Origin of the sequence: Vibrio sp. 10N.222.49.A3 (assembly GCF_041475145.1) — a bacterium.
GTDB classification, from domain to species: domain Bacteria; phylum Pseudomonadota; class Gammaproteobacteria; order Enterobacterales; family Vibrionaceae; genus Vibrio; species Vibrio tasmaniensis_A.
In genome coordinates this window covers 19837-43338 of the sequence record NZ_JBFRVM010000043.1, presented here as the reverse complement: position 1 = coordinate 43338, position 23502 = coordinate 19837, and the positions used below count along the sequence as shown (strand labels likewise).

General features: G+C 43.9%; 21 protein-coding genes. 10 read left to right on the top strand and 11 right to left on the bottom strand.

Annotated features, from left to right (window positions below; genetic code table 11):
* Positions 1-135: 135 nt before the first annotated feature.
* Positions 136-528, top strand: coding sequence for a cystatin domain-containing protein (locus tag AB4589_RS09150; RefSeq protein WP_372100197.1), 393 nt, complete (start codon positions 136-138; stop codon positions 526-528).
* A 122-nt stretch (positions 529-650) separates the two neighbouring features.
* On the opposite strand, the gene AB4589_RS09145 is transcribed toward AB4589_RS09150, so the two are convergent.
* Both AB4589_RS09145 and AB4589_RS09140 read right to left on the bottom strand, forming a co-directional pair.
* Positions 651-1229: a hypothetical protein gene (locus AB4589_RS09145; protein ID WP_372100195.1), complete on the bottom strand. Its 579-nt coding sequence runs from the start codon at positions 1227-1229 to the stop codon at positions 651-653.
* 212 nt (positions 1230-1441) lie between these two features.
* Entirely contained in the window at positions 1442-3040 is a 1599-nt protein-coding gene (locus tag AB4589_RS09140) for an isocitrate lyase (RefSeq protein ID WP_017097741.1), read from the bottom strand.
* Between the two features lie 141 nt (positions 3041-3181).
* Here AB4589_RS09140 and AB4589_RS09135 point away from each other — a divergent pair, with 141 nt between their 5' ends.
* Positions 3182-4135 carry a LysR family transcriptional regulator gene (locus AB4589_RS09135; protein ID WP_009845781.1) on the top strand — a complete coding sequence of 318 codons (954 nt, stop codon included), beginning with the start codon at positions 3182-3184 and terminating at the stop codon, positions 4133-4135.
* 174 nt (positions 4136-4309) lie between these two features.
* Positions 4310-6496, top strand: coding sequence for a malate synthase G (locus AB4589_RS09130; protein WP_372100193.1), 2187 nt, complete (start codon positions 4310-4312; stop codon positions 6494-6496).
* Positions 6497-6656: 160 nt separating this feature from the next.
* On the opposite strand, the gene AB4589_RS09125 is transcribed toward AB4589_RS09130, so the two are convergent.
* Positions 6657-8084, bottom strand: coding sequence for an NAD-dependent succinate-semialdehyde dehydrogenase (locus tag AB4589_RS09125; RefSeq protein WP_372100191.1), 1428 nt, complete (start codon positions 8082-8084; stop codon positions 6657-6659).
* A gap of 467 nt (positions 8085-8551) precedes the next feature.
* Between AB4589_RS09125 and AB4589_RS09120 the strand changes: the two genes are divergently transcribed.
* On the top strand, positions 8552-9124 hold the full coding sequence (locus AB4589_RS09120) for a malate synthase (RefSeq protein WP_009845766.1): 573 nt from the start codon (positions 8552-8554) through the stop codon (positions 9122-9124).
* 494 nt (positions 9125-9618) lie between these two features.
* Positions 9619-11226 (top strand): BCCT family transporter, encoded by a 1608-nt coding sequence (locus AB4589_RS09115; RefSeq protein ID WP_009845765.1) that lies wholly within the window; start codon positions 9619-9621, stop codon positions 11224-11226.
* A 202-nt stretch (positions 11227-11428) separates the two neighbouring features.
* Here the strand turns inward: AB4589_RS09115 and AB4589_RS09110 are convergent, their stop codons facing one another.
* From AB4589_RS09110 to AB4589_RS09095, 4 genes are all read right to left on the bottom strand, one after another.
* Positions 11429-12355 carry a M14 family metallocarboxypeptidase gene (locus AB4589_RS09110; RefSeq protein ID WP_372100189.1) on the bottom strand — a complete coding sequence of 309 codons (927 nt, stop codon included), beginning with the start codon at positions 12353-12355 and terminating at the stop codon, positions 11429-11431.
* 224 nt (positions 12356-12579) lie between these two features.
* Positions 12580-13797 carry a GGDEF domain-containing protein gene (locus AB4589_RS09105; RefSeq protein ID WP_241909256.1) on the bottom strand — a complete coding sequence of 406 codons (1218 nt, stop codon included), beginning with the start codon at positions 13795-13797 and terminating at the stop codon, positions 12580-12582.
* Between the two features lie 171 nt (positions 13798-13968).
* Positions 13969-14997 carry a dihydroorotase gene (gene pyrC / locus AB4589_RS09100; RefSeq protein ID WP_371709561.1) on the bottom strand — a complete coding sequence of 343 codons (1029 nt, stop codon included), beginning with the start codon at positions 14995-14997 and terminating at the stop codon, positions 13969-13971.
* A gap of 192 nt (positions 14998-15189) precedes the next feature.
* Positions 15190-15348 (bottom strand): YqaE/Pmp3 family membrane protein, encoded by a 159-nt coding sequence (locus AB4589_RS09095; RefSeq protein ID WP_008215717.1) that lies wholly within the window; start codon positions 15346-15348, stop codon positions 15190-15192.
* Positions 15349-15566: 218 nt separating this feature from the next.
* On the opposite strand from AB4589_RS09095, the gene AB4589_RS09090 reads away from it, so the two are divergent.
* The gene (locus AB4589_RS09090; RefSeq protein ID WP_372100187.1) at positions 15567-17408 is read left to right on the top strand and encodes an MOSC N-terminal beta barrel domain-containing protein; all 1842 of its coding nucleotides are present in this window, start codon (positions 15567-15569) and stop codon (positions 17406-17408) included.
* 107 nt (positions 17409-17515) lie between these two features.
* Here AB4589_RS09090 and nadE read toward each other — a convergent pair whose 3' ends face one another.
* Positions 17516-18346 carry an ammonia-dependent NAD(+) synthetase gene (nadE, locus tag AB4589_RS09085; RefSeq protein WP_372100185.1) on the bottom strand — a complete coding sequence of 277 codons (831 nt, stop codon included), beginning with the start codon at positions 18344-18346 and terminating at the stop codon, positions 17516-17518.
* Between the two features lie 109 nt (positions 18347-18455).
* Here nadE and AB4589_RS09080 point away from each other — a divergent pair, with 109 nt between their 5' ends.
* Both AB4589_RS09080 and AB4589_RS09075 read left to right on the top strand, forming a co-directional pair.
* Positions 18456-18977: a nicotinate-nicotinamide nucleotide adenylyltransferase gene (locus AB4589_RS09080; RefSeq protein ID WP_372100183.1), complete on the top strand. Its 522-nt coding sequence runs from the start codon at positions 18456-18458 to the stop codon at positions 18975-18977.
* A 22-nt stretch (positions 18978-18999) separates the two neighbouring features.
* On the top strand, positions 19000-19491 hold the full coding sequence (locus AB4589_RS09075; protein WP_372100182.1) for a hypothetical protein: 492 nt from the start codon (positions 19000-19002) through the stop codon (positions 19489-19491).
* Between the two features lie 122 nt (positions 19492-19613).
* Here AB4589_RS09075 and AB4589_RS09070 read toward each other — a convergent pair whose 3' ends face one another.
* Complete coding sequence (locus tag AB4589_RS09070) at positions 19614-20240, bottom strand: hypothetical protein (protein ID WP_017097078.1); 627 nt, start codon at positions 20238-20240, stop codon at positions 19614-19616.
* Between the two features lie 175 nt (positions 20241-20415).
* On the opposite strand from AB4589_RS09070, the gene AB4589_RS09065 reads away from it, so the two are divergent.
* Positions 20416-21522 carry a 1-acyl-sn-glycerol-3-phosphate acyltransferase gene (locus AB4589_RS09065; protein WP_029223825.1) on the top strand — a complete coding sequence of 369 codons (1107 nt, stop codon included), beginning with the start codon at positions 20416-20418 and terminating at the stop codon, positions 21520-21522.
* A 130-nt stretch (positions 21523-21652) separates the two neighbouring features.
* Here AB4589_RS09065 and AB4589_RS09060 read toward each other — a convergent pair whose 3' ends face one another.
* Positions 21653-22252 carry a hypothetical protein gene (locus AB4589_RS09060; RefSeq protein WP_012600255.1) on the bottom strand — a complete coding sequence of 200 codons (600 nt, stop codon included), beginning with the start codon at positions 22250-22252 and terminating at the stop codon, positions 21653-21655.
* Between the two features lie 101 nt (positions 22253-22353).
* Here AB4589_RS09060 and AB4589_RS09055 point away from each other — a divergent pair, with 101 nt between their 5' ends.
* Entirely contained in the window at positions 22354-22656 is a 303-nt protein-coding gene (locus AB4589_RS09055) for a YnjH family protein (protein ID WP_372100180.1), read from the top strand.
* 36 nt (positions 22657-22692) lie between these two features.
* Here the strand turns inward: AB4589_RS09055 and AB4589_RS09050 are convergent, their stop codons facing one another.
* Positions 22693-22992: a YfcZ/YiiS family protein gene (locus AB4589_RS09050; RefSeq protein WP_372100178.1), complete on the bottom strand. Its 300-nt coding sequence runs from the start codon at positions 22990-22992 to the stop codon at positions 22693-22695.
* Positions 22993-23502 lie beyond the last annotated feature (510 nt).

The window sequence follows — 23502 nt, the reverse complement described above, 5'->3', positions numbered from 1 at the left end:
TGACAGTGCTCTGTATTTACAGATTAGTTACAACATAATTTCTGATGAAGTGATGACATTCGAGGTTTAAGCTTGTCTGCATATGAAACATCATTGCGGGTAACGCCTCGTGAATGACAGAGGTAGAGAGAATTTATGAAGAAAGTACGATTAACATCATTACTTGGAGTAGCAACTTTGTTTAGTGTCGCTGTGTTAGCAGGATGCAGTCAGAAATCTGAGGTTCCAGCTCAATCACAAGAGAATGCGAACCCTATCTGCAGCACTAAAAACCTGACGGGTGGTTGGTCGCAAAGTGATATCACACCACAAGCTAAGCAAGCTTTAAATGCAGTTCTTGGCCAAATGAACACTTCAGCTGAGCTAAAGCAGATTCTGAGTGTGCGAACTCAGGTTATCGCGGGTTTGAATTACGCTATTGAGTTTGAAATGGATAATGGTGAAGTGTGGAATACCGTTGTGTATCGCTCACTACAAGGTGACATTGAAATGACGCAACCTGCACAGCAAGGTCGTCTGTGTCCATAGATCAACTGGTCCATAAATTTACTGGTCTATTGATTAACTAGCATGTGAATAACTTCGCACATAAAAAATGGCTCCTAATTAGGAGCCATTTTTATTCTACTTAGAGGCGTTTTTAAACGTTACTAGTTTGCCAATGCGGGTTCCGATAACTCTTGAACACAAGCTCGGCTGATGTCTTCATCAATGTAGGCCATCCCAAGTTTATTCAGATAGTCCATACGATCGGCTGAGCGAAGCTCGATGTCGGGGCCTGCAATGTTGTTCTCTTGATAGATCTCGGTGAGGTGAGACATGAATTGCTCGCCAACACTCATCATCAACAGGCTCATTGCGCCAACGTCCGGTCTGACTTTTGCTTGTTGTTTTTCAGATAGATTGACTGCTAATACGATAGGTTGCTCTTCACCCTCAAAACGAGTGCTGCGCTCGCGAATGGTTTGCTGAGCCCAGTAATACGCCAGTTCTTTACTCTGGGTGAGAAACACTGGTTCAACCGATTCGGTGTAGTTGTTACCGATGGTCGCCATGGTTTTTGAAGCGGCTTCATTGAGCGCTTTGTCTCCAGAGCGCTTTAGCCCTTGACCTTGAATAGACGCGAGTAAAGCTGAAGATGTGCCGTGATACCAAGTATCACCCGTTGCGAAACCATTTTCTGATAACAGTGTTTTTGCATCTTGTAGGTGTGTCGGTATTGAAGTCATAGGCACTCTCAAAAAATAAGAATCTCAACAAATAGGAATCTGAACAAATATGTATACAGTTAGCTTAAACAGAAGTTGTTCGGTTAACCGTGGTGTGGAACACAAATCTGAGGCTTTGAGATAAAGCTGGCAGTAGTAGCTTTATCTCAAAGCCTTCCCCCGGATCTTACCTAAGTAAGAGAGAAGGGCGGGGGAGGCTTTAGCGTTAGCGATTAATCAAATTGATTAGACGTATTCGCTTCACCCGCTGCTTTTAGTGCATTTTCACCAGCAAAGTATTCTTTGTGGTCATCACCCATGTCTGAACCAGACATGTTTTGGTGTTTAACACATGCGATACCTTGGCGAATCTCTTTACGTTGAACATTAGCAACGTAGCCCAACATGCCTTGGTCACCGAAGTATTCTTTTGCAAGGTTGTCGGTAGACAGTGCTGCTGTGTGGTAAGTCGGCAGAGTAATCAAGTGGTGGAAGATACCCGCTTCGCGAGATGCGTCTGCTTGGAATGTACGAATCTTCTCGTCAGCGCTTGCAGACAGTTCAGTTTCATCGTATTCCGCACTCATTAGGCTTGCACGGTCGTAAGCTGATACATCTTTACCTGCTGCTGCCATTGCATCGTATGCTTGTTGGCGGAAGTTTAATGTCCAGTTGAATGATGGAGAGTTGTTGTAAACCAGTTTCGCATTAGGGTGAACTTCACGTACGCCGTCCATCATCTCTTTGATTTGACCGATGTGTGGTTTCTCAGTCTCAATCCAAAGAAGGTCAGCACCCGCGTTGATTGCTTCAATACAGTCGAATACACAGCGGTCTTCACCAGTACCTTCGCGGAATTGGTATAAGCCTGAAGGCAGACGCTTAGGACGAACTAGCTTGCCGTCACGATTGAAGCAAACATCACCTTCAGCCATATCTGCAACATCAATCTCTTCAACATCTAGGTATGAGTTGTAGATATCACCTTGGTCGCCAGGTTCTTTCACTACCGCGATTTCTTTTGTTAGGCCAGCACCTTGTGAATCGGTACGAGCAACAATGATGCCGTTGTCGATGCCTAGTTCAAGGAAAGCGTAACGAAGTGCGCGAAGTTTTGCGTGGAAGTCAGCATGAGGAACCGTTACTTTGCCGTCTTGGTGACCACATTGCTTCTCATCGGCTACTTGGTTTTCGATTTGTAGACAACATGCACCCGCTTCAATCATTTGCTTAGCCATTAGGTAAGTCGCTTCTGCGTTACCGAAACCTGCATCGATATCCGCAATGATTGGTACTACGTGTGTTACGTGGTTGTCGATTTTGTCTTGGATTTGGTCTTGTAGATTCACATCACCCGCTTCACGTGCTGCGTCTAGCTGACGGAACAAGCCACCTAGTTCACGAGCATCCGCTTGGCGTAGGAAGGTGTATAGCTCTTCTACTAGGCCAGCAACCGACGTTTTTTCATGCATAGATTGGTCTGGAAGTGGACCGAAGTCAGAGCGAAGTGCTGCTACCATCCAACCTGAAAGGTATAGGTAACGACGGTCTGTCTTGCCATCAAAGTGCTTCTTAATCGAAATCAGCTTTTGTTGGCCGATGAAACCGTGCCAGCAACCCAGAGACTGAGTGTATTGAGAGCTGTCTTCGTCGTAAGCCGCCATGTCTGCACGCATAATATCTGCCGTGTATTGCGCAATATCCAGACCTGTTTTGAATTTGTTTTGAGCTCGCATACGAGCTGCAGATTCAGGGTTGATTGCATCCCATGGAGCACCAGCAGCGCTTTTTGCAACTTCAATCTTTTCGATATCTTGTGTAATTTGCGACATAACTATTCCTTAGTTTCACGTGGACATGTTGGCCAATTTGGCGAGGTCATTCGATTTGGATTAAATCTAACCATGGACAAAGAATAACCATGCATGTGATAATTTTGTTAATTTATAGTTATTATATTCGGTATTTTTCTTATGAATATTGCTCGTATAGACCTTAATTTACTTGTGTATTTAGACATGTTGCTACGTGAAAGAAATGTAACACGAGCAGCAAATCAGTTAGGAATAACTCAGCCAGCCATGAGTAATGGCCTGCGTCGATTGCGCGATCTGTTTGAAGACCCGCTGTTGGTGAGAACTAGTGAAGGGATGATACCGACCGAGCGAGCACATAAACTGCAACCATTGATTAGAAACATCTTGGCTAATGTAGAAAAGACATTGCAGCCGACCACGGAGTTTAATGCAGAAGACAGTGAGCGTGTGTTTCGTATCATGGCGAGTGACTATGCTGAGTCGACCATTATTCAGCCGCTATTGAAAAAGTTGAGCGAGATAGCACCGAAAATACGCTTGGATATTATGACGCCAAGTGACGTGAGTTATCAGGATGTGGAGCAAGGCACTGTTGACATTATCATCAACCGTTTTGACGACATTCCACAGTCGTTCCATCAGATGAGCCTTTGGCACGACGGGTTCTCTTGCCTATTTAGTTGTGATAACCCGATAGCGGACAACTTCGATATTTTGTCTTATCTAAAGGCGCAACATATCTGGGTAAGTAAGACGGGTATGGGCACCGGCGTTGGGATTAACCCAAGCGAAGCGCAAAAGCTTGGTTGGATAGATGAAGCATTAATGCGCATTGGCAAAACGCGTAATATCACGGTGTTCACACGACACTACCTGTCGGCGATTCTCTTCGCTCAACAGAAGAACCTGATCCTGACCATTCCAACCAAAGCGGCACAATTGCAGCGCAATAATCCTCGGTTGTTAATCAAACCTGCGCCATTTGCTATTGAACCCTTTGAGGTGAAGATGGCGTGGAGTCCATTGTTACAAACCAATCCAGACCATCAGTGGATGCGCCGATTGATTAAAAGTGTCGCCAATGAAATAGAGAGTGGTGTGACGGAATAACACAGTTTGCAGGGTATTTTTTATATGAATATCCAGTATAACTGGCATAAATTAGCTAAATTTATGTCCGTTGCGTAAGTTTAAGTTAGTAAAGTAAATTTGAGCTAGTAACGTGAATTTAAGCCAGTTACGTAGATTTAATGAGTAGTCATCAGTTAGTTTGAGAGAGATTTTATGAGCAGTCGTATTCAACAGGGAAGCTTGAACATTGATAGCACCCTCTACCAATTAATTAATGAGCAGGTGATTCCTGGAACAAGCATTATCGCTGAAGACTTTTGGCAATCATTTGCAACCATCCTTGAAGATTTGGCTCCAAAGAACCGCGCATTGCTTATTAAGCGCGACGATCTTCAACATCAAATTGATGTTTGGCATCAAGAGCGTGCCGGACAAGCGCTAGATCCTGTGGAGTACAAAGAGTTCTTACAGCAGATTGGCTACTTAGTCCCTGAGGGCGAAGACTTTCAAGTTACCACTGCAAGCGTAGAGCCTGAAATTGCAACACAAGCGGGCCCGCAGCTCGTTGTGCCTATTATGAATGCACGTTTTGCACTTAACGCAGCTAATGCGCGTTGGGGCAGTTTATACGATGCGCTCTACGGAACCGATGTCATCAGTGAAAGTGATGGTGCAGAAAAAGGCGGAAGCTTTAACCCTGTACGTGGCGCTAAAGTCGTGAGCTACGCTCGAGGTTTCCTTGATGATGCTGCACCTCTCAACGGTGTTTCCCATAAAGACGTAACCAAATACAGCATCAGCAACGTCAGCATTGGCAATACACTGACAGCGACCTTAGACAACGGCGAAGAAGTCACTCTAATCGATCGCAACCAGTTCATTGGTTACCAAGGTGATGCAAGTGCGCCTTCAAGCATTCTGCTTAAGCACAACAATCTCCATATCGAAATTCAAATTGACCCGAGCGCGCCAATTGGCAGCGTTGATGTGGCTGGTATTAAAGATGTGCTGGTGGAATCGGCACTGACTACGATTATGGATTGCGAAGACTCAGTAGCGGCGGTTGATGGTGAAGACAAAGCACTGGCTTACCGTAACTGGTTAGGCTTGATGAAGGGTGATCTGCAAGAGTCGCTAGAGAAAAACGGCAAAACCATCGTTCGTAACCTCAACCCAGATCGTCAATACACCAGCGTGACGGGAGGCGAGATCTCGCTGAAAGGCCGCAGCATGTTGTTTATCCGTAATGTGGGCCATCTAATGACCAACCCTGCCATTATTGATGCTGACGGTAATGAAGTACCTGAAGGTATTATGGATGGCATGATCACTTCGCTAATCGCGATGCATGATTTAAAAGGTAACAGCGCGTACCAAAACTCGACCGCGAACAGCATCAATATTGTTAAACCTAAGATGCATGGTCCTGAAGAAGTCGCCTTCACCAATGAACTATTTGGTCGCATTGAAGATGCATTAGGTCTAGATCGATTCACGATCAAAGTCGGCATCATGGACGAAGAGCGTCGTACTTCGGTTAACCTTAAAGAATGTATTCGAGCGGCTAAAGATCGTGTTGTGTTCATCAACACAGGTTTCTTAGACCGAACGGGTGATGAGATTCACACCAGTATGGAAGCGGGACCATTCGCTCCTAAAACACAGCTGAAAACCATGACTTGGATTGGCGCATACGAAGATCAGAACGTTGATCTTGGCTTAGCTTGTGGCCTGCAAGGTAAAGCCCAGATTGGTAAAGGCATGTGGCCAGAGCCGGACAACATGGCGAAGATGATGGATGCGAAAATCGGACACCCACAAGCGGGTGCAAATACCGCTTGGGTTCCTTCTCCAACTGCCGCGACTTTGCATGCTTTGCACTATCACAAGGTGAGTGTTCCTAGCCGTCAGAAAGAGCTTCGTGAACGTGTGAGAGCGAACGTCGACGATATCCTGACTATCCCGCTACTAGGTAATCAAAAGCTGACTGCTAAAGATATCCAAAATGAATTGGACAACAATACTCAAGGTATTCTTGGCTACGTAGTTCGTTGGATTGACCAAGGAGTCGGTTGTTCGAAAGTGCCAGATATTAACGATGTAGGGTTAATGGAAGACCGAGCGACATTGCGTATTTCAAGCCAACACATCGCTAACTGGCTACGTCACGGTATTTGCGAGGAAGCCCAAGTAATGAAAACCATGAAGCGCATGGCAGCTGTGGTTGATGAGCAAAACTCTGGGGATCCAAGCTACCAAAACATGGCGCCAGATTTTGAAAATAGCATCGCTTTCTCAGCGGCTTGCCAGCTGGTATTCGAAGGTTGCGCTCAACCTAGTGGTTATACCGAGCCAGTGTTGCATGCGATGCGACTGAAGCTAAAAGGAACCGCACAATAAATAATAAAAGAAGTACCTCTTTTTGAACCGAGCCCAAGGTGCCGCGCTTTTATAGCGCGGCTTTTTTTTGATTCATTTTTGTGGTGGGAAAGGTGGGGAGTGGGGCAGGTTAGTGATCACTAAGACTTAATTATTTCTGAGCCCTAATCACTGCCGAAACCTAGTTACTACCAAAGCACAGATACTTGATATCCATGTATTCATCAATGCCTTCTTTTGCGCCTTCACGGCCAATACCTGATTGCTTAACACCGCCGAAGGGCGCGACCTCGGTTGAGATGAGGCCATCATTAATACCGACCATACCGTACTCAAGTGCCTCTGCGATGTTCCATACTCGATGAATGTTCTGACTGTAGAAGTACGACGCTAATCCATAAATGGTGTCGTTTGCAATCTCAATAAGCTCTTCGTCTGTCTCGAATTGCATCACAGGAGCGACAGGACCGAAGATCTCTTGTTGAACGATGTCCATGTCGTGTTTCACGTCTTTAAGAACCACAGGCTGAATGAACAAGCCGTCAAGCGCTTGAGTTGGGGTGACAGGCTGCGCACCTTGCTCAATCGCTCGGTCAATCAACCCTTGGATGTTTTGTTTCGCCCTTTCACTGATAACCGGGCCAATAGTGACGCCTTCATCTAATCCGTTACCGATTTTAAGCTGCTGAACGGCTTGGTCGAATTTTGCTACAAACTCGTCATGCACCTTGTTATGAACGTAGAAACGGTTCGCACAAACACAGGTTTGGCCTGCATTACGGAATTTTGAAGCCATTGCGCCTTGAACGGCAGCGTCGATGTCTGCATCGTCAAACACAATAAAAGGTGCGTTGCCACCGAGCTCCATTGAGGTGCGCTTGATGCCTTTTGCCGCTTGAGCCATCAAGATACTGCCCACTCGAGTCGAGCCTGTGAAAGAGATTTTTTTGATCAGTGGATGAGAAGTGAATAGGGTGCCAACTTGCTCAGGGCTGTCGCCAAGCACCACTTGTAATAGATCTTTCGGGATACCCGCTTGATAAGCCAGTTCAACCACAGCAAACGCAGAAAGCGGTGTTTCATCTGAAGGTTTTACGACAAAGCTACAACCAGCAGCTAGGGCAGGAGCTGCTTTACGAGTGATCATTGCAATAGGGAAGTTCCATGGCGTAATTGCACACGCGACTCCAATAGGCTGCTTGATGGTCACCAAGCGTTTGCCAGCGACTGTGCTAGGAATAGAATCACCATAAGTACGCTTGGCTTCTTCTGCGAACCACTCAATAAAGCTCGCGCCATACACGACTTCGCCTGTTGCTTCTGCTAACGGTTTACCTTGTTCAATGGTCATTAGGCGAGCAAGATCTTCTTTGTTTTCAAGGATCAGTTGGTGCCAACGGTGCAGTGATGCAGCACGAGATTTAGCTGGAACCTTGGCCCACTCTTTCTGTGCAACATGAGCACGTTCAATCGCGTTTGCTAACTCTGCTTGTGATGAAATAGGTGCGTGTCCGACGAGTTCACCTGTCGCTGGATTTGTGACTGCAACTGCGTTGTTCGCTTCTGTCACCATAAAAGAGAGTAAGTGCTGGTTCTTAATGTTTAGCATCGTGATTCCTTTGTTGTGATTACTTTAGACGTGTTGCTTATGTGCGGGGTGGCGTGTGTTGAAATGACTTCGACCAAATGTTGATTGGTCGAAGATTGTGGTTACTACTCAATAATACAGTGTTTCTTGTTTTCAAGATGAAACACCTACCCTTTTTCTTGAAATGATTACCATAGCGCTGCGTGTTGACTGTGATTGAATCGGTTATTACACAAAATCAAACAACACGTAAAAGTGTGTCTAATGAGCTCTCAGCCCAATTAGATAAAGGGCTAGGGGCGGAAATTCCGGTTTGTGTAAAAAATCAATTTAGTAAAATTCACACTGTGAAATTTTTGTTGTGAAATTGTTTAAAAAATACAAGTAGTATGAAATACATGGAAGCCACACAGTAAAGAACACATTTGAAAAGGGTCAATCAGGATTTTTGACCTACATGAAATTCAAAGCCGTAAGAGGGAAAGATTATGAATATGCTGACACTAGACAAAACAGAACTTCACAGAAACCATTCAACATTTATTGCTGAAGCTGTCTTTGCCGTAGAAATGGTGAAAGCAGACAAGCAACTCGAAAAACAAAAAATGGCGAAACAGTTGCTTGATACTCTATTTCCTTTAGAGGCGGGTTCACACGAAGATGCAGTGAGCTACGAGATTGATTATCGACATGTTCAGGTTTACTTCAAAAACGGCGAGCACACCGGCCTGAAAAGAGCGAAGCACTTTGTCGCTTATGCGGGTGATAAATCTAAACCATCGTCAATTCTATTTCGAGACGAGAGCGGGACTCATGTTGAAGTGACGATAGGTGCTCGCAAAGGAACTGGTAATTTAGAGTTGGTGAACATCGAAGACATTCAATTAGAGACATGCACCACGTTTGGCCAAACTGAAGCGAACCTCTCTTCTGGTATTCGCCACTGGGTTAGCTTAGTGAAGGGTGATGAAAGCGGCCGACCAAGCGCATCGAGTGAAGATAAAGAGTTCACTGAAAAGAATGGCGAAGATTACAACCTAGGCTTTTGCTTCGCGATTTAATGTACTGCCTTTGAAATGTGCAGTTCTGTGGCGAGAAGCGTAGCAAGACATAGCACTGACATTTAAATACTGATTTCTCTTTTACCTTTGGTAATTTCCCCGCCCCTATAGCGGGGCTTTTTTATTAGAGCTATAAATAAATCAGGCTATTGTTAATATTATCTGTAGAAAGTTTGCATGAGATTTTACGGTGCGTCATTTTAATTTAACATGTTGTATTTTAATGTTTTTGTCTGTTTGTTTTATTCTGCTTTTATTGGGTTAACTATCACTATCAATGGTAGTCTGGGTAACTATTGAGCTAAAACTCAGTCAAAATGCTTCGACCTGTGCTATAATGCGCGCCTTGGGATTGAGCCAGTAAGTCCATTTTTCACCAACCATTGTGATTTTTATCGCCTCTATTTAGGTGGTGCGGCGAGCCAATCAAGTAGTAATTGGATATGGAGAGCGTCCTTATATTCGTTGATTCGGATATGTGAACATCATAATTTATGAGTTTTAAATCAAAAAAATACAGTATCGATTCTACTGACTATCAAGTTGGTCAAGATAACGTCAGTAAATGGGGCATGGATGTCCACAACACCGTCTTCATAGCCTCAGTAGGCTTATCTCTTCTCTTCATCATCACTCTTCTTGCTCTTCCTCCAGCAGACGCTAAAGCTGCTATTGATTCTATTAAGGGTGCTGTTTTATCAAAGTTTGACTTCCTGTTTATGTGGGGAGCTAACATCATGCTAGCGTTTGCTGTTGTTCTAGCATTTTCACCGTTGGGCAAGATTCGTCTAGGTGGCGAAGATGCGACGGCGGACTATTCGATGTCATCTTGGATTGCGATGTTATTCGCAGCCGGTATGGGTATCGGGCTTATTTTCTGGGGTGTTGCTGAGCCAACCGCGTTCTTCACGAACTGGTTCGGAACACCATTAGATGCGGAACCTTTTACAGAAGCAGGCCGTGAACTGGCACTTGGTGCAACCGTATTCCACTGGGGCTTTCATGCATGGGCTATCTATGGCATGACGGCGCTTTGTCTAGCGTACTTTGTTTACAACAAAGGCTTACCGCTATCAATGCGTTCTGTGTTTTACCCAATACTGGGTGAACGAGTTTGGGGTAAAACAGGTGATGTGATCGACGTACTAACGGTACTGGTTACTCTGTTTGGCCTTGCGACTTCATTGGGCCTAGGTGGTACGCAAGCAGCAAGTGGTATTAGCCACGTGTTTGGCTTGGAAAACAACATCTACCTTCAGCAATCTATTATCGTTTTGATTATGGGTTTGGCGATCATCTCTGTTATGCGTGGCATGGACGGTGGTGTTAAGTTCCTAAGTAACCTGAACATGGTTATAGCGTTCGTATTCCTTGGTCTTATCGCTGTATTGAACTTTACGACAGTGCTTGATTCTGTGGCGACTGCGGCAACGGGCTATGTGAAAAACATCGTAGCTTTGAGCCAAAGTGCGGGTCGTGAAGACACAACATGGCTGCATGGCTGGACTGTGTTCTACTGGGCATGGTGGGTTGCGTATGCACCATTCTTCGGTATGTTCGTAGCGCGTATTTCTAAGGGCCGTACGGTTCGTGAGTTCCTACTTTGCGTACTGATTATCCCAACATTGGTGACGTCGGCTTGGATGTCGATCTTCGGTGGTGTGGCTATCGAGCAAGTAATTAACCATGTGGGACAACTTGGCCTCGACCAAGGCATTACAGACGTATCTCTAAGCTTGTTCTACATGCTAGATGCTTACTCGTTCGGTAGCATTCTGTCAGTTCTCGCGGTCGCACTGATCATTGTGTTCTTCGTTACAACGTTAGACTCAGGCTCTATCGTTATCGATGGCATGACGGCGGGTGGTAAGCTTGAAGTTCCTGTTAAACAGAAAGTGGTTTGGGCGGTTATCTCAGGTGCTATCGCAATGGTAATGCTGTGGATTGGTGGTACTCAATCTATCCAAGCTCTGCAATCGATCACGATCATTGCTGCACTGCCGTTTACGATCATTCTTCTGATTGGCTGTTTTAGCTTGTTGAAAGGTCTACTGACTGAAGTAGATAAAGGACAAGAAAACGTTAGCGAAACCGCTAAATAAAGTAATCGAGTATGGGGAGTATATAGTTCGCTAATTACTCCTTATTCAGTGTTATTTCAAAGCTCTCTTGTACTGTGTGCAAGGGAGCTTTTTTATGCCCAAGAAGAAATCAAAGACAAGTAGAAAAGATAAAAAAAGAGCCACAAGTGAATCGTCACTTATGGCTCTTTTTAGTTTTAGGGAGCAGCTATTAGCTAATAGCTTACGCGTTCAGTTCGTGCTGAATAACGTAATCCAGAGCACCGACTACAGCAGCAACTTGAGCGTCATTACACTCTTCGTCAGTCACTTTGTCGCTGTCTGGGTAAACCTCTGTGGTTGTTCCGTACTTACAGTCGGTCACGCCGCCACATAAGCCAAGCTTCTTCATTGGGTAGTTGATCACACCGTGTTGAGTGACGTCTGAACCAATGATCTTGCCTTCGTCATCCGCAGGCGCAATATGCGTTACTTGCTCTACTGATTTAATTACAGCTTCTTGGAATTCTGGTTGCGGGTTTTCAGTATCGCCAACCGTGTAGAAACCATCTGGAATCATACCTTCGATGTACTCAATACCATCACGAGCTGCGAGTGCTGGTCGGAATTCAGTTTCATCAGAGTCTGTTGTCTCATGTAGGTCAACGTGAACCAATACTTCTGGCAAAGAGGCCACTAAAGCTCGTAGGTTTGCTGATTCTTCTGCTGGCGTACCGTCATAGAAAGAGCGGTTTGGATCGACAGCATTTGGGTTCCAACGGTTGATCACCTCGTAACCCCAAGGGCTTACACAAGGTGCTACTACAATGTTGAAGTGCACTGTGTATTTCTCTGCTTGGGTCGCTGCAAATTTGATAGCGCCATGCACACCACTGGTTTCGTAACCGTGAACGCCACCTGTAACGAGAATGGTCGGCTTTGACTCGTCCCAGTTTTTGCTCTTAATTACAAAAAGTGGGAAGCGAGCTTCGTCGTAGCTCAGTGCACCGTATTGTTCGATATCAAAACGGTCTGCAAGTGCTTTAATCTTTGGCACAACTTCTTGTTGATATTCACGCTTAACCGTTCTTTGAGCAAACCATGCTTCACGTTCTGCTTGTTGCCACTTTTGTCCCGGTTTACCGATAGGGTAGGTGTAAGTACTTTCCATTGTTTTTATCTCTGTGGGGTAAGTTGCGATTGAGTGAGAATAATCAGCAGAAGAGTATCGTGCAACTCTTATTGAGTGGACTTATGTTACAAGCGATTGGTATTTTTAATGTTGTTTATGGATAGCCTCGTTTGCTGTGCTGCTTTTTTTGTAATGAGTTTTTCCTTTTTCTAGGTTATATCAAATGCTAACGTCCGATACCGAAATCGGTGCTTTCTATAAAACTAGTGTTGCACTGGTGAAGCAAGGGAAGGTAAGTCCTGCTTTGTCAATTTTCCTTGCTCATCAGTTAAAGCACAGACCGTATTTCGACCATTTTCTTTTGCGTAATATAAGGCTTCATCCGCGCGTTTAATCATACTGGGAACCTTGTCTTCAGCCCAAAGTTCAGACAGCCCAAAACTTGCTGTCAGATTGGCACTTTGCTGTCGCCAAAACTTGGTCTCTTCGATAATTATTCGTAACTTCTCAGCTACCTTACATGCTTCACCGATACGGGTATCAGGCAATACAATCAAGAACTCTTCGCCGCCATAGCGGAACGGTATATCTGCGGCTCTAAGGTTGTGTTGGAGAATGATGCCTATTTTTTTCAATACTTGATCGCCAGTCTGGTGACCATGTTGATCGTTGACCTGTTTAAAGTGGTCGATATCGAGAATGATCACCGATAAGGGGTGATGATGCCTTACGCTGCGCATCCATTCTCGTCTTAACATTTCATTCATAGCGCGGCGATTATACAACTGGGTTAAGCTGTCTTTCATTGATGAGCTATAAAGTGATTGCATCAATCTGGCGTTTAGAAGCCAGTTGTAAGTGAAGCCGATCGTGCTAAGCAAAATAGCAGTCATGATGAACGCAAGTTGATGGATGCTACTTGCTTGTAAAAAGTCGTCAATATTAGGTTCCTTAAGGGTTATCCAGATCCTAACTAGCATGAAAATAGAGTGAGCACTGAATACACTCATCAATAGTACAAGCGCTGCTTTGACATCAGCGACAGTGCCTGTTTTTATGACCAATACACTGGCCACAGTACATAACGTGATATAAAAACTCATCGTTATCACTCTCGCATTGGTTGATGCATCGTAGAGGGTGAAGTAAATCAAGGTAACGATGACGACTGGTAATCCCAAGAAAACGCAAACGCTATAGAGCGAGGGCGATTGTCTTAATTGAGTCAGGCTAAACACCATTGAAGCGAATCCGCCGGCTATTGCCATATTTGATGTTATTTTTGAGAGCCAAGGTGAAATGTGGGAGCCAAAGCTCAGTAATGAAAACCCTACCATTAATAAAAATATGGCACAGAAAAAACTGCGCATTCCTAGAATACGAGCTTGGCTTTGTTGTTTGATTACTAGACCGATACAGTACGTACCAGACAAAAACACCATAATTAAACACAAAGTTCGAATATCTAAGTCTAGAGTCATATTTTACCGCTGATTTTTAACCGTACTTTTTGGGTGGTTATAAGGTAAGGTTAGGCGCTAATTGCCTAGAATCAAGGGTATTAAGAGATAATAAAAAAGCCCTTCACTTATGTGAAGGGCTTAGTGTTTTATAAGTTGTAATGAGCGCTTAAGCTTTACAACATCGGACTACTATTTTACAGCCCAAGCAATCGTTTCACCGCCACGGATTGGCACAACGATGTCTGAACCGAAAGGCATGGTTTCAGCAACATTCCACTCTTCTTTAACGAGCGTGATTGTGTCTGCATTATGTGGCATGCCGTAGAAATCCGGACCATTGTGGCTTGCAAACGCTTCCAAGTTCTCAATCTTGCCTTCTAAATCGAATACTTCAGCGTACAGTTCAACCGCAGCGTGTGCTGTGTAAGAACCTGCACAACCACATGCTGACTCTTTAGCGCCTTTCGCGTGTGGCGCAGAATCGGTACCCAAGAAGAACTTCTTGCTACCGCTTGTTGCCGCTTCGATAAGTGCTAACTGGTGTGTGTTGCGCTTAAGGATAGGTAGGCAGTAGAAATGTGGCTTAATGCCGCCAACCAGCATGTGGTTACGGTTGTAAAGCAAGTGGTGAGCTGTGATGGTTGCCGCTACGTTCTCGTTAGCGTTCTTAACGAAAGTCGCTGCATCTGCAGTCGTGATGTGCTCTAGAACGATCTTCAGGTTAGGGAAGTCGTTAACAATCGGTGCTAGAACTGTGTCTAGGAACTCTTTTTCACGGTCGAAGATATCAACATCGTGAGCCGTTACTTCACCGTGTACAAGCAGCAACATACCCACTTCTTGCATCGCTTCTAACACGTGGTAAATCTTTTGAGCTGAAGTTACGCCTGAATCCGAGTTTGTCGTCGCGCCAGCAGGGTATAGCTTCGCCGCTACAACAGCGCCAGACTCTTTCGCTTTGCGAATTTCGTCAGGTGTTGTGTTGTCTGTTAGGTAAAGTGCCATTAGAGGCTGGAACTGTTCACTTGGTTGCTCTGCCATGATGCGTTCACGGTAAGCAAGAGCCATTTCGGTATCGGTTACCGGTGGGATGGTGTTTGGCATGATTAACGCTCGACCATTGTAGCGGCTGATATCGCGAACTGTATCTTTTAATACTTCGCCATCACGTAGATGAACGTGCCAGTCGTCAGGACGAGTAATCGTAAGTTGTGTCATTGAAGGCTCCCACCATTTAAAGTGTTATGTAGTTGGAGCCTAAACTCAGCGAAATCTGTGAAAGCAATCGCTTACGTTTAGGCGACAGGATGATAGTGGAAAAGCACTTTCATTTCATCCTATTTTTAACTCTTCAGGGTTAGGAGCTTGTTTTTATGGATATTTTATTCGGTATCTATTTGTTAATAAGGGTTAGCGGGTGGCTACCCACAGACCATGGATCATTCCTGGAACCCAGAAGAAGAAGGTCAGGACGATGTTAATCAGCAAATCTTTACCTGCACCGCGAGCGAAGAACACACCAACGGGCGGAAGCAATACACATAAAATGATAATGACGAGTTTGTTCATGATAAATCCTTTTTATTCAATGAAAGTTCAATGCGATAACCGTGTTCATATTATAGAACGTATAGAGAGTGTTAATGCATTGCTGTCTTAATGTATACAAGGCAGTGATTTAAACATCTCAAGATATTAGCTTAGTATCAAGTGTTTAATGCCTGCCAGTTTATCTATTTATAACCATTTGTTAGCATTGGGACAAACAACAAAACATTGGAATCGTTATGTCGCAGTCACCTTTAGATCAAGCTCCCTCTTTATCTCAAATCAATGTGTTTCCGGTTAAATCAGTGGGCGGGATCGCACTCTCTTCTGCTTGGGTCGAAAAACAGGGTCTTACTTTCGACAGACGTTTTATGTTGGCACTGGCTGATGGCTCAATGGTGACAGCGCGTAAGTATCCGAAAATGGTCAAGGTATCTTCAAGCCTGCAACCAGACGGTTTGATCTTTACTTATGAAGGTAAAGAGCCGCTGCGTCTAAAGTATGCAAATTTCAAGATGCAAGAAGCACCAGCAACGGTTTGGAAAGACAATTTTACGGCTTACACCACCAATGATGAAGCCGATGATTGGTTCAGTGATGTGCTCGGAGTTCGTCTTGAGTTGCTGTTTTCTGGTGAGCAATCGAATCGAGTGCGTGAAAAGCTTGGCCATAATGTCAGTTTCGCTGACGGCTATCCAATGTTAGTGATCAGCCAAGCCTCTCTAGATGAGCTTAATCGCCGCAGCCCTGAAGTTCACTCTATGGATCAGTTCCGGACCAACTTTGTTGTTTCGAATACAGAAGCTTTTGCTGAAGATGGTTGGAAGCGTATCCGTATCGGTGAGGTTGAGTTCGAAGCGGTGAAGCCTTGCGAGCGTTGTATCCTAACGACAGTTGATGTTGAGCGTGGCGAATTTAGATCAACAAAAGAGCCTCTTAATACCTTCTCTACATTCAGAGCTAACGAGCGTGGTGGCGTTTTCTTTGGTCAGAATCTTGTGGCTAAAAATGAAGGTTTGGTTAAAGCGGGTGATGTGGTTGAAGTACTCGAAACCAAAGAGAAAGAACACTATGAAGACACTTGGGTTGAGTCGTTACATTTAACGTGTGTTGAGCGTGAAGAGATCGCTCGTGACTTTACGACCTTTTGGTTAGAGCCTGCCAAAGAAAACCATTCATTGCCAAGTTATCAGCCAGGGCAACATCTGCCGATTGAGATGGTGATTGATGGCGAGAAGGTTTCTCGTCGTTACACGTTATCTTCTAGCCCTTCACGAGCGGGTCGTTTAGCGATTTCAGTGAAGCGAGTGGACGATGGTCAAATCTCTAACTGGTTAAATGATCACTTTCAAGTGGGTGATACTTTGGTTGCTCAGAATCCAGATGGTGCGTTCTACTTAGAAGCGAATCCAACTCATCCGTTACTGCTTTTGTCTGCAGGCAGCGGCATTACTCCAATGTTATCGATGCTTCGTTACTTAGCCGACCATGGTCAAATTGATGATTTGGTTTTCTACCATCAATGCAGCAGTGAAGAAGACATCCCTTATCAAGCTGAAATTGATAAGATCGCCAGTGAGCATGCGGGTCTTCGTGTGATTTATTCATTAAGCCAACCAACCAAAGAGTGGGATGGTTTATCTGGGCGTCTAAGCGTGTCGCATGTCGCTAAAGTTGAAGAGTTACACAAGCGTCAAGCGTTCGTGTGTGGCCCTGACGGCTTTATGGATAATGCTAAGAAACTGCTGATTCAAATGGGGCTCAACCCTCAGCATTACCATCAAGAAGCGTTTGGTGTCGCTCAGTCAACAGAAGAGACGGTGAAGCAGCTACAGTTAAGTGTGAACGGCTACCTGTTCGAAGGTAATAATCAATCAACCTTGCTAGAGCAAGCGGAGTCGGCGGGGGTGTCTATTGCTTCAAGTTGTCGTGCGGGTTTCTGCGGTGCTTGTAAAGTGACGCTTGAGTCCGGACAAGTTCATCAACCGGATGTCCCTGCATTGCAAGATCATGAACGTAATATGGGGCAGATCTTGGCGTGTTGTAGCGTGCCTCAAACCGATATCGAAGTTGTAGATTAACGACTCGTGAGATCATTACGAAAAACGCATTAAAGAACACTAAATAGAAAAGGCCGGAAGTTCGTAAATGAGCTTCCGGCCTTTTTGATTCTGAGCTAATTCAAAGATTAATCGTAGATCGTTGGGATTGGTTGACGCTTGTGCTGTGTTGCTTTGTAGATGCCAACTAAGCGATCGGATACGTCTTGAGGTACTGTTTTACCTTCAAGGAAATCATCGATTTGATCGTAAGAAAGGTTCAATGCTGCTTCATCGGCTTTCTGTGGATCAAGCTCTTCTAGATCAGCAGTGGGTACTTTCTTAACAAGTTGCTCTGGAGCGCCCAACGTTGCTGCAAGCTCACGAACTTGGCGTTTGTTCAAACCAAATAGTGGTGCTAAATCACATGCGCCGTCACCGTGCTTAGTGTAGAAACCAGTGATGTTTTCCGCTGAGTGGTCAGTACCAATCACCAGACCGCCAACGTAACCAGCAATTTCGTATTGTGCGATCATGCGAGCACGAGCTTTCACGTTGCCTTTCACAAAATCGATTTTTGCTGAATCTGTTGGTAGTAGACCTGCGCCTTCAAGAGCAACGTGAGATGCAGCGTGAAGCCCATCAACACCCGCTTTAATGTTGACAGAAACAGATTGAGAAGGCTGAATGAAAGAGAGAGCAAGCTGTGCTTCGTCTTCATCTTTTTGTTCACCGTAAGGTAGACGAACCGCGATGAATTGGTAGTCGTCGCTACCAGCGCTTTCATTTAGGCTATCAACGGCCATCTGTGCCAAGCGGCCACAGGTTGTTGAGTCGACACCACCACTGATACCAAGGATCAGTGATTTGCATCCTGACTGTTGAAGTTTCGTTTTGATAAACTCCACACGACGAGTCACTTCGAAGTGAGGGTCAATTGAAGGTAGTACGCGCATTTCGTCACGAATTAACTGTTCCATTCGTATTCCTTTCCTGCAAGCAAATTAAAAATCTAGTGTTATCATACCTAAATCATCCGATTTAAAAACCTCTTTGCACAAGCTTAGAAAGAGAAGGCAGTAATAAGTAATGGAAAAAGTAGCCATTTTCGGTAGTGCGTTTAATCCACCGAGTTTAGGGCATAAAAGTGTGATTGATTCATTGGCTCATTTTGACAAAATCCTGCTCGTTCCAAGTATTGCCCATGCTTGGGGAAAAGAGATGCTAGACTTTGATACGAGATGTCAGTTAGTTAACGCATTTATTAGCGATCTTTCATTGGATCAAGTGGAGCTTTCTTTGGTCGAAAAGAGCCTATTTACTCCAGGTGAAAGCGTAACGACTTATGCGGTGCTCAGCGCACTTCAGAAGTTACATCGTGATGCGGAACTCACGTTCGTTATAGGTCCTGACAACTTCTTTAAGTTCTCATCTTTTTATAAATCAGATGAGATTACTGAGCAGTGGTCTGTAATGGCTTGCCCTGAAAAAGTGAAAATTCGTAGTACTGATATCCGCAATGCGCTGATAAGTGGAAGCGATGTTGCAAAACTGAGTACAAAGTCAGTTACAAAGATATTGCAAGATAGTGGACTGTATACAATAATGTAGATTCACTCACTCAAGAGGTCTGATGACTATGCTAAAGCGCGCGATACCAGCGACGGTGATCATTGCAGCATGCAGTTTACCTGCATATGCTGAGTGTGATTTTTTTAGCCTAGATTCGGTAATGCTGACTTCTGATGACGAAAATAGCTGTTTGGATTTCTCTACTAGCCTTGAATCTTTCGGTCAACGTATGATTGAGCTCAGTGGGTTAAGTGAAGATGAACCTGAATCAAAGCCAGACTATTGGTCTGATTGGGTTATTCAAAGCAAAGATGCGCCTTTGTTAACTCAGAGCCTTGAGTCTAACTATGTTGGTCTCGGTATGTGGTTTCCAGAAGAGCTAGAAGATGAACAGTATAATATGTCGACAGAAGAGTGGTTGATGAACCATGGTCTTCAGCTGAGCATAGGTTTTGGTGATAAAGTAGAAGGGCAGCCGCGTATGCGTTTTGATTACCGTTGGCATGACTCTAGTGATGCAGACTTAATGATGCAGGTTGAGCTGCCATTCTAGACAGGTAGTTCATTCTTTTCTGTCTAAGTGCTAAGAATTAAAAAAGCCGCGAAAACTGAGTTTTTGCGGCTTTTTAGTATTTGGCTTGCTAGTTTTAATACCAGCTCTCACTTACCGCCAAGCTATAAATCTTCACCAAACACGAGCATGCACAGTTGCTCGAACTCTTCTTCTTTACCTGAGAACAGGTCATCAATCACAAGAGTACGTTTCTGACCTGATTGCATGCGTTTCTTCGCCTCGCGCATTACCATCACCAATGTGTGCTCTTGCGGTAAGTTCGAATCATCAACATTCCATTGATTGAATCGCTGAGACAGAGCACTTTCACAAAGCAGTGGTTTAAACGACAACACTTCTTGCTTCAATACAGAAAGCATATCTTTAAACGCTTGCTCAGTATTATTCGTTTTTAGACTACGAGACTTAGTAACTTCTAGCTTTTCTAGCAACGCAGAAGAGAGGTTCGTTTGCGTGACGTATCCCGCTTGTCTTGGGAATGAATCCGTCAAGCGCACAGAAAAGTCGACACGATTGACCTGTGTGTTTGGAAAGTAGGTCAGTGATGTTAGGCAGTCATATGGAACCCAGACGCTCTGACCTGGCTCGACGGCATACTCTTGTTTGCCCAGCTTAATCAAAACCAAACCACTTTGAACCGATACAAGGCTATGCTTAAGTACTTTTTTGCGTGGTGTAATCACCAGGTGTGAAAAGTAAGCCGATGTATATTCAATAGCGAAGTTCATAGATAGTACCTTAGTCTTGGGGCGTCAAGATTACCGTTAATCTTAAAGAATGCCAATAATAACAGGGCATTTTCGATGTTTCTGGTCTGACCTTGCCAAAAGTATGGGCTCTGTAGCTGCGATAAGTCAAAACAACGCGTAGAATGAGCCAGCTTTTTATTATATGAATGAAAAAATGACCTCTCCAACCGATCCATATGTTGATATTCGTCCTTACGGCGATGATGAAATTCCAGCGGCACTAAACCGTCTTATTAATGATGAAGAATTTATCAGTGCGATCTTGCACTATCGTTTTTCAAACCATGCGTCTTGGTTCAAAGCGTTAATGAGCCCGATCTTGCGAGTGTACTTGAAAATGAAATGGAGCAAGCTGACTAGCGTTGAATCCATTCAGATTGAAGTGAAAAAGTACTTACGCGACACGCTCGCTAAAACCACCAAAGGGGTGACATACACGGGTTTAGAGTCACTGGATGCGAACCAAGCGTACCTGTTTGTATCAAACCATCGTGACATTGCTATGGATCCAGCGTTAGTTAATTACGCTTTGCATCTGAAAAATCATCAAACTTGCCGTATTGCCATTGGTGATAACCTACTAAAGAAGCCATGTGCGACTGAATTGATGCGTCTGAACAAAAGCTTCATCGTAAAGCGTTCTCTAAAAGGGCCACGTGAAATGATGAAAGCGCTTGGACAATTGTCTTCGTACATTAAGCACTCTCTAGAAACAGGTAACTCTATTTGGATCGCTCAGAAAGAAGGTCGTGCAAAAGACGGCAATGACTTCACAGAGCCAGCAATTCTGAAGATGTTCCATGTTGAAGGGCGTAAGCAAAAAATCGTATTTCCTGAGTACGTGAAATCATTGAAGATCGTTCCTGTGGCTATTTCATACGAAAACGATCCATGTGACACCGCGAAAGCAATAGAGCTTTTTGAAAAAGACGTAAACGGCAGTTACGAAAAGGGTGAGTTTGAAGATATCGAAAGTATCATTCAAGGCATCATCGGTAATAAAGGGCGTGTTCATGTTGGTTTTGGTCAGGTTATTGACCAAGATTTCGATACGCCTGAAGCACTTGCTCAAGAGATTGACCGCCAGATCCATGATAACTACAAACTATTTCCTGTGAACTTACTGGCTGCAGAAAAAGAAGACGAGTCGATTACAGCTGCGGTGAAGCAAGAGTTTGAAGATAAACTATCGAGTTTGCCACAAGGTGCTCGTCAGTACTTGATCGATAGCTATGCGAACCCAGTGAAGAATATTGGTTAACGAGCGTTAGCAAACAAGTTCGTTGATTGAATTGAAAAAGGAGCCTAAGGCTCCTTTTTTTATAGCGGTATAGGTGTCTTTTTCTAAGTACTGCTATTACCGTCAATCAATCAATCAATCGAACGGCAGGTTAGCGAGCAACAGCACCACCAAGATCTAATTGGGTCGGCCACGTGGTAATCGTGTTACCACCTAGGTAGATATTGCCTTTGACCGTCATGGTATCGGGAAATTCTGTAATTGCAGATCCGCCAATATATAAATCGCCATCAACCACTATCCCGTTTGGTAGCTCGGTTAAAGGAGTACGGATCACGCTTAGGTCTCCTTTCACTCTAAAGCCGTTGGGAAGCCGTATTAGGGGGGTATCTGTGAGGTTGATGAATCCACCCACTCTCACACCTTTTGGCCAACGGGTAATCTTACTTCCTATCAAGTCGGCGTAGCCTTTTATTTTTACGCCCGATGGAACTCGGGCTAGTAGGCTGTTACCGCCTTTAAGGCTTCCCTTAACTTCCAACCCTTTGGGAAGGCGAGTGATTGCGGTTTTTTCTATATTTAAATTGCCATCGACGACCAATCCTGTCGGTAGCGATGTATAGGGCTTATTTCGTAAATATAAGTTTCCGTAATTATCCAGATGGTTCAATATTTGATACTGATCGAGTGGTTCTGCAGTCACATTTGTTATGGTTAAAGAACCAATAATAAGTACAATTATTCGGAGCATAACAAGCTTCTTATTACGATAGACGTTAACACTATAATGAAAAAATTATTCTCGCATAGTGTTTTACTCATTTGTTGGTCGGTAAAAAAGAATAGAACACAATGAAAGGCGAATCTGTGATTGAAATAAAGCGTCAAATTCTAAAAGGCTTTGTGATTGTAACTTCTGTATTTTGTTCAGTATCAGCGAATGCTAATAAAATAATATCAACGCCCGCTAAGGCTGCAGTCGTCGTCACTCAGAATGGTTCACAGCAACGAGTTTGTTATTATGATGATAAGGCCTATAGCCTAGGTGCGGTCGTTGAAGTTTCAGGGGTGTTGATTCGATGTGCTGCCGAAAATGATTTTGAGACCAATGGTGCTCTAGGGTGGATTGAGATTATAAAAAAAGACGAGAAATAAACTCGTCTTTCATTGGTATGAGTGTTGGTGCTTATATTAACGTGCTAGAGAGCGAGTCTTAAGTTCGAATATAATCTTCTCAGCACTGACTTCAAACTTAAAGCGAGCATTTAATTCTGTGCTTTCTTCTGTCAGTTCTGATGCTTCAAACTCAACGTTGCTAGACACTTGTTTAGCAAGCTCAACGTACTTAGCAAACTCAGTTTCAATGAGTGCTTTAGAGTTACCGTAAACCGTTACCTCGGCAACATCGTCGCCTTCTTTAATGATAACCCCGATTTCACCTGCGCAGCCGCAAGCCTCACATACATCATTGTTACCAATATCTTGGCTCATAAATAATCCTCTTACAAAGTCTGCGGTTATTCTAGCGAGCAAATTGAACTGTATCTACAAAAATCAAAATATTTGAACTAATTTTTACTAGTATGCTATGCTGTTTGATAGGATATTTAATGAATATGTATATTCGCGACGATAAATATGTATGTGATTAATATCACGTTTTTCTGAAGAGGTACGTTATTTATTTGTCAGAATATCATTCACTTAGTTGCGTCAGGAATGATTTTATAAGAGTATCTATCGCTTGACAGTTATTTATACAATGAATTTTTCGTTGGGTATTTCATATTCTAAGTAGTTATTTAAACTTATCGACTTAGGATTGTAAGGTGATTTTCGAAGAATAATTAAACAAAGTGCCCAAAGAGGCAACACTGTAAAATTGTTCGTACAAAGTATTTGTGGGTATTTAATGGAAATACTTGCGAAAAAATACCTTGCTCACATAATGCTGATAACGATTTTCATTCTGACTTCATTCGGTTGAGTTAGATGGATTTA

What these genes read in the sequence shown, in the direction of transcription:
- AB4589_RS09150 (WP_372100197.1), top strand. Translation starts at nt 136, where the DNA reads ATGAAGAAAGTACGATTAACATCATTACTTGGAGTAGCAACTTTGTTT.
- AB4589_RS09120 (WP_009845766.1), top strand. Translation starts at nt 8,552, where the DNA reads ATGAATATGCTGACACTAGACAAAACAGAACTTCACAGAAACCATTCA.
- AB4589_RS09130 (WP_372100193.1), top strand. Translation starts at nt 4,310, where the DNA reads ATGAGCAGTCGTATTCAACAGGGAAGCTTGAACATTGATAGCACCCTC.
- AB4589_RS09145 (WP_372100195.1), bottom strand. Translation starts at nt 1,229, where the DNA reads ATGACTTCAATACCGACACACCTACAAGATGCAAAAACACTGTTATCA.
- nadE (WP_372100185.1), bottom strand. Translation starts at nt 18,346, where the DNA reads ATGGAACAGTTAATTCGTGACGAAATGCGCGTACTACCTTCAATTGAC.
- AB4589_RS09055 (WP_372100180.1), top strand. Translation starts at nt 22,354, where the DNA reads ATGAAAGGCGAATCTGTGATTGAAATAAAGCGTCAAATTCTAAAAGGC.
- AB4589_RS09135 (WP_009845781.1), top strand. Translation starts at nt 3,182, where the DNA reads ATGAATATTGCTCGTATAGACCTTAATTTACTTGTGTATTTAGACATG.
- pyrC (WP_371709561.1), bottom strand. Translation starts at nt 14,997, where the DNA reads ATGACACAACTTACGATTACTCGTCCTGACGACTGGCACGTTCATCTA.
- AB4589_RS09075 (WP_372100182.1), top strand. Translation starts at nt 19,000, where the DNA reads ATGACTATGCTAAAGCGCGCGATACCAGCGACGGTGATCATTGCAGCA.
- AB4589_RS09070 (WP_017097078.1), bottom strand. Translation starts at nt 20,240, where the DNA reads ATGAACTTCGCTATTGAATATACATCGGCTTACTTTTCACACCTGGTG.
- AB4589_RS09080 (WP_372100183.1), top strand. Translation starts at nt 18,456, where the DNA reads ATGGAAAAAGTAGCCATTTTCGGTAGTGCGTTTAATCCACCGAGTTTA.
- AB4589_RS09110 (WP_372100189.1), bottom strand. Translation starts at nt 12,355, where the DNA reads ATGGAAAGTACTTACACCTACCCTATCGGTAAACCGGGACAAAAGTGG.
- AB4589_RS09095 (WP_008215717.1), bottom strand. Translation starts at nt 15,348, where the DNA reads ATGAACAAACTCGTCATTATCATTTTATGTGTATTGCTTCCGCCCGTT.
- AB4589_RS09060 (WP_012600255.1), bottom strand. Translation starts at nt 22,252, where the DNA reads ATGCTCCGAATAATTGTACTTATTATTGGTTCTTTAACCATAACAAAT.
- AB4589_RS09125 (WP_372100191.1), bottom strand. Translation starts at nt 8,084, where the DNA reads ATGCTAAACATTAAGAACCAGCACTTACTCTCTTTTATGGTGACAGAA.
- AB4589_RS09090 (WP_372100187.1), top strand. Translation starts at nt 15,567, where the DNA reads ATGTCGCAGTCACCTTTAGATCAAGCTCCCTCTTTATCTCAAATCAAT.
- AB4589_RS09105 (WP_241909256.1), bottom strand. Translation starts at nt 13,797, where the DNA reads ATGACTCTAGACTTAGATATTCGAACTTTGTGTTTAATTATGGTGTTT.
- AB4589_RS09115 (WP_009845765.1), top strand. Translation starts at nt 9,619, where the DNA reads ATGAGTTTTAAATCAAAAAAATACAGTATCGATTCTACTGACTATCAA.
- AB4589_RS09065 (WP_029223825.1), top strand. Translation starts at nt 20,416, where the DNA reads ATGACCTCTCCAACCGATCCATATGTTGATATTCGTCCTTACGGCGAT.
- AB4589_RS09050 (WP_372100178.1), bottom strand. Translation starts at nt 22,992, where the DNA reads ATGAGCCAAGATATTGGTAACAATGATGTATGTGAGGCTTGCGGCTGC.
- AB4589_RS09140 (WP_017097741.1), bottom strand. Translation starts at nt 3,040, where the DNA reads ATGTCGCAAATTACACAAGATATCGAAAAGATTGAAGTTGCAAAAAGC.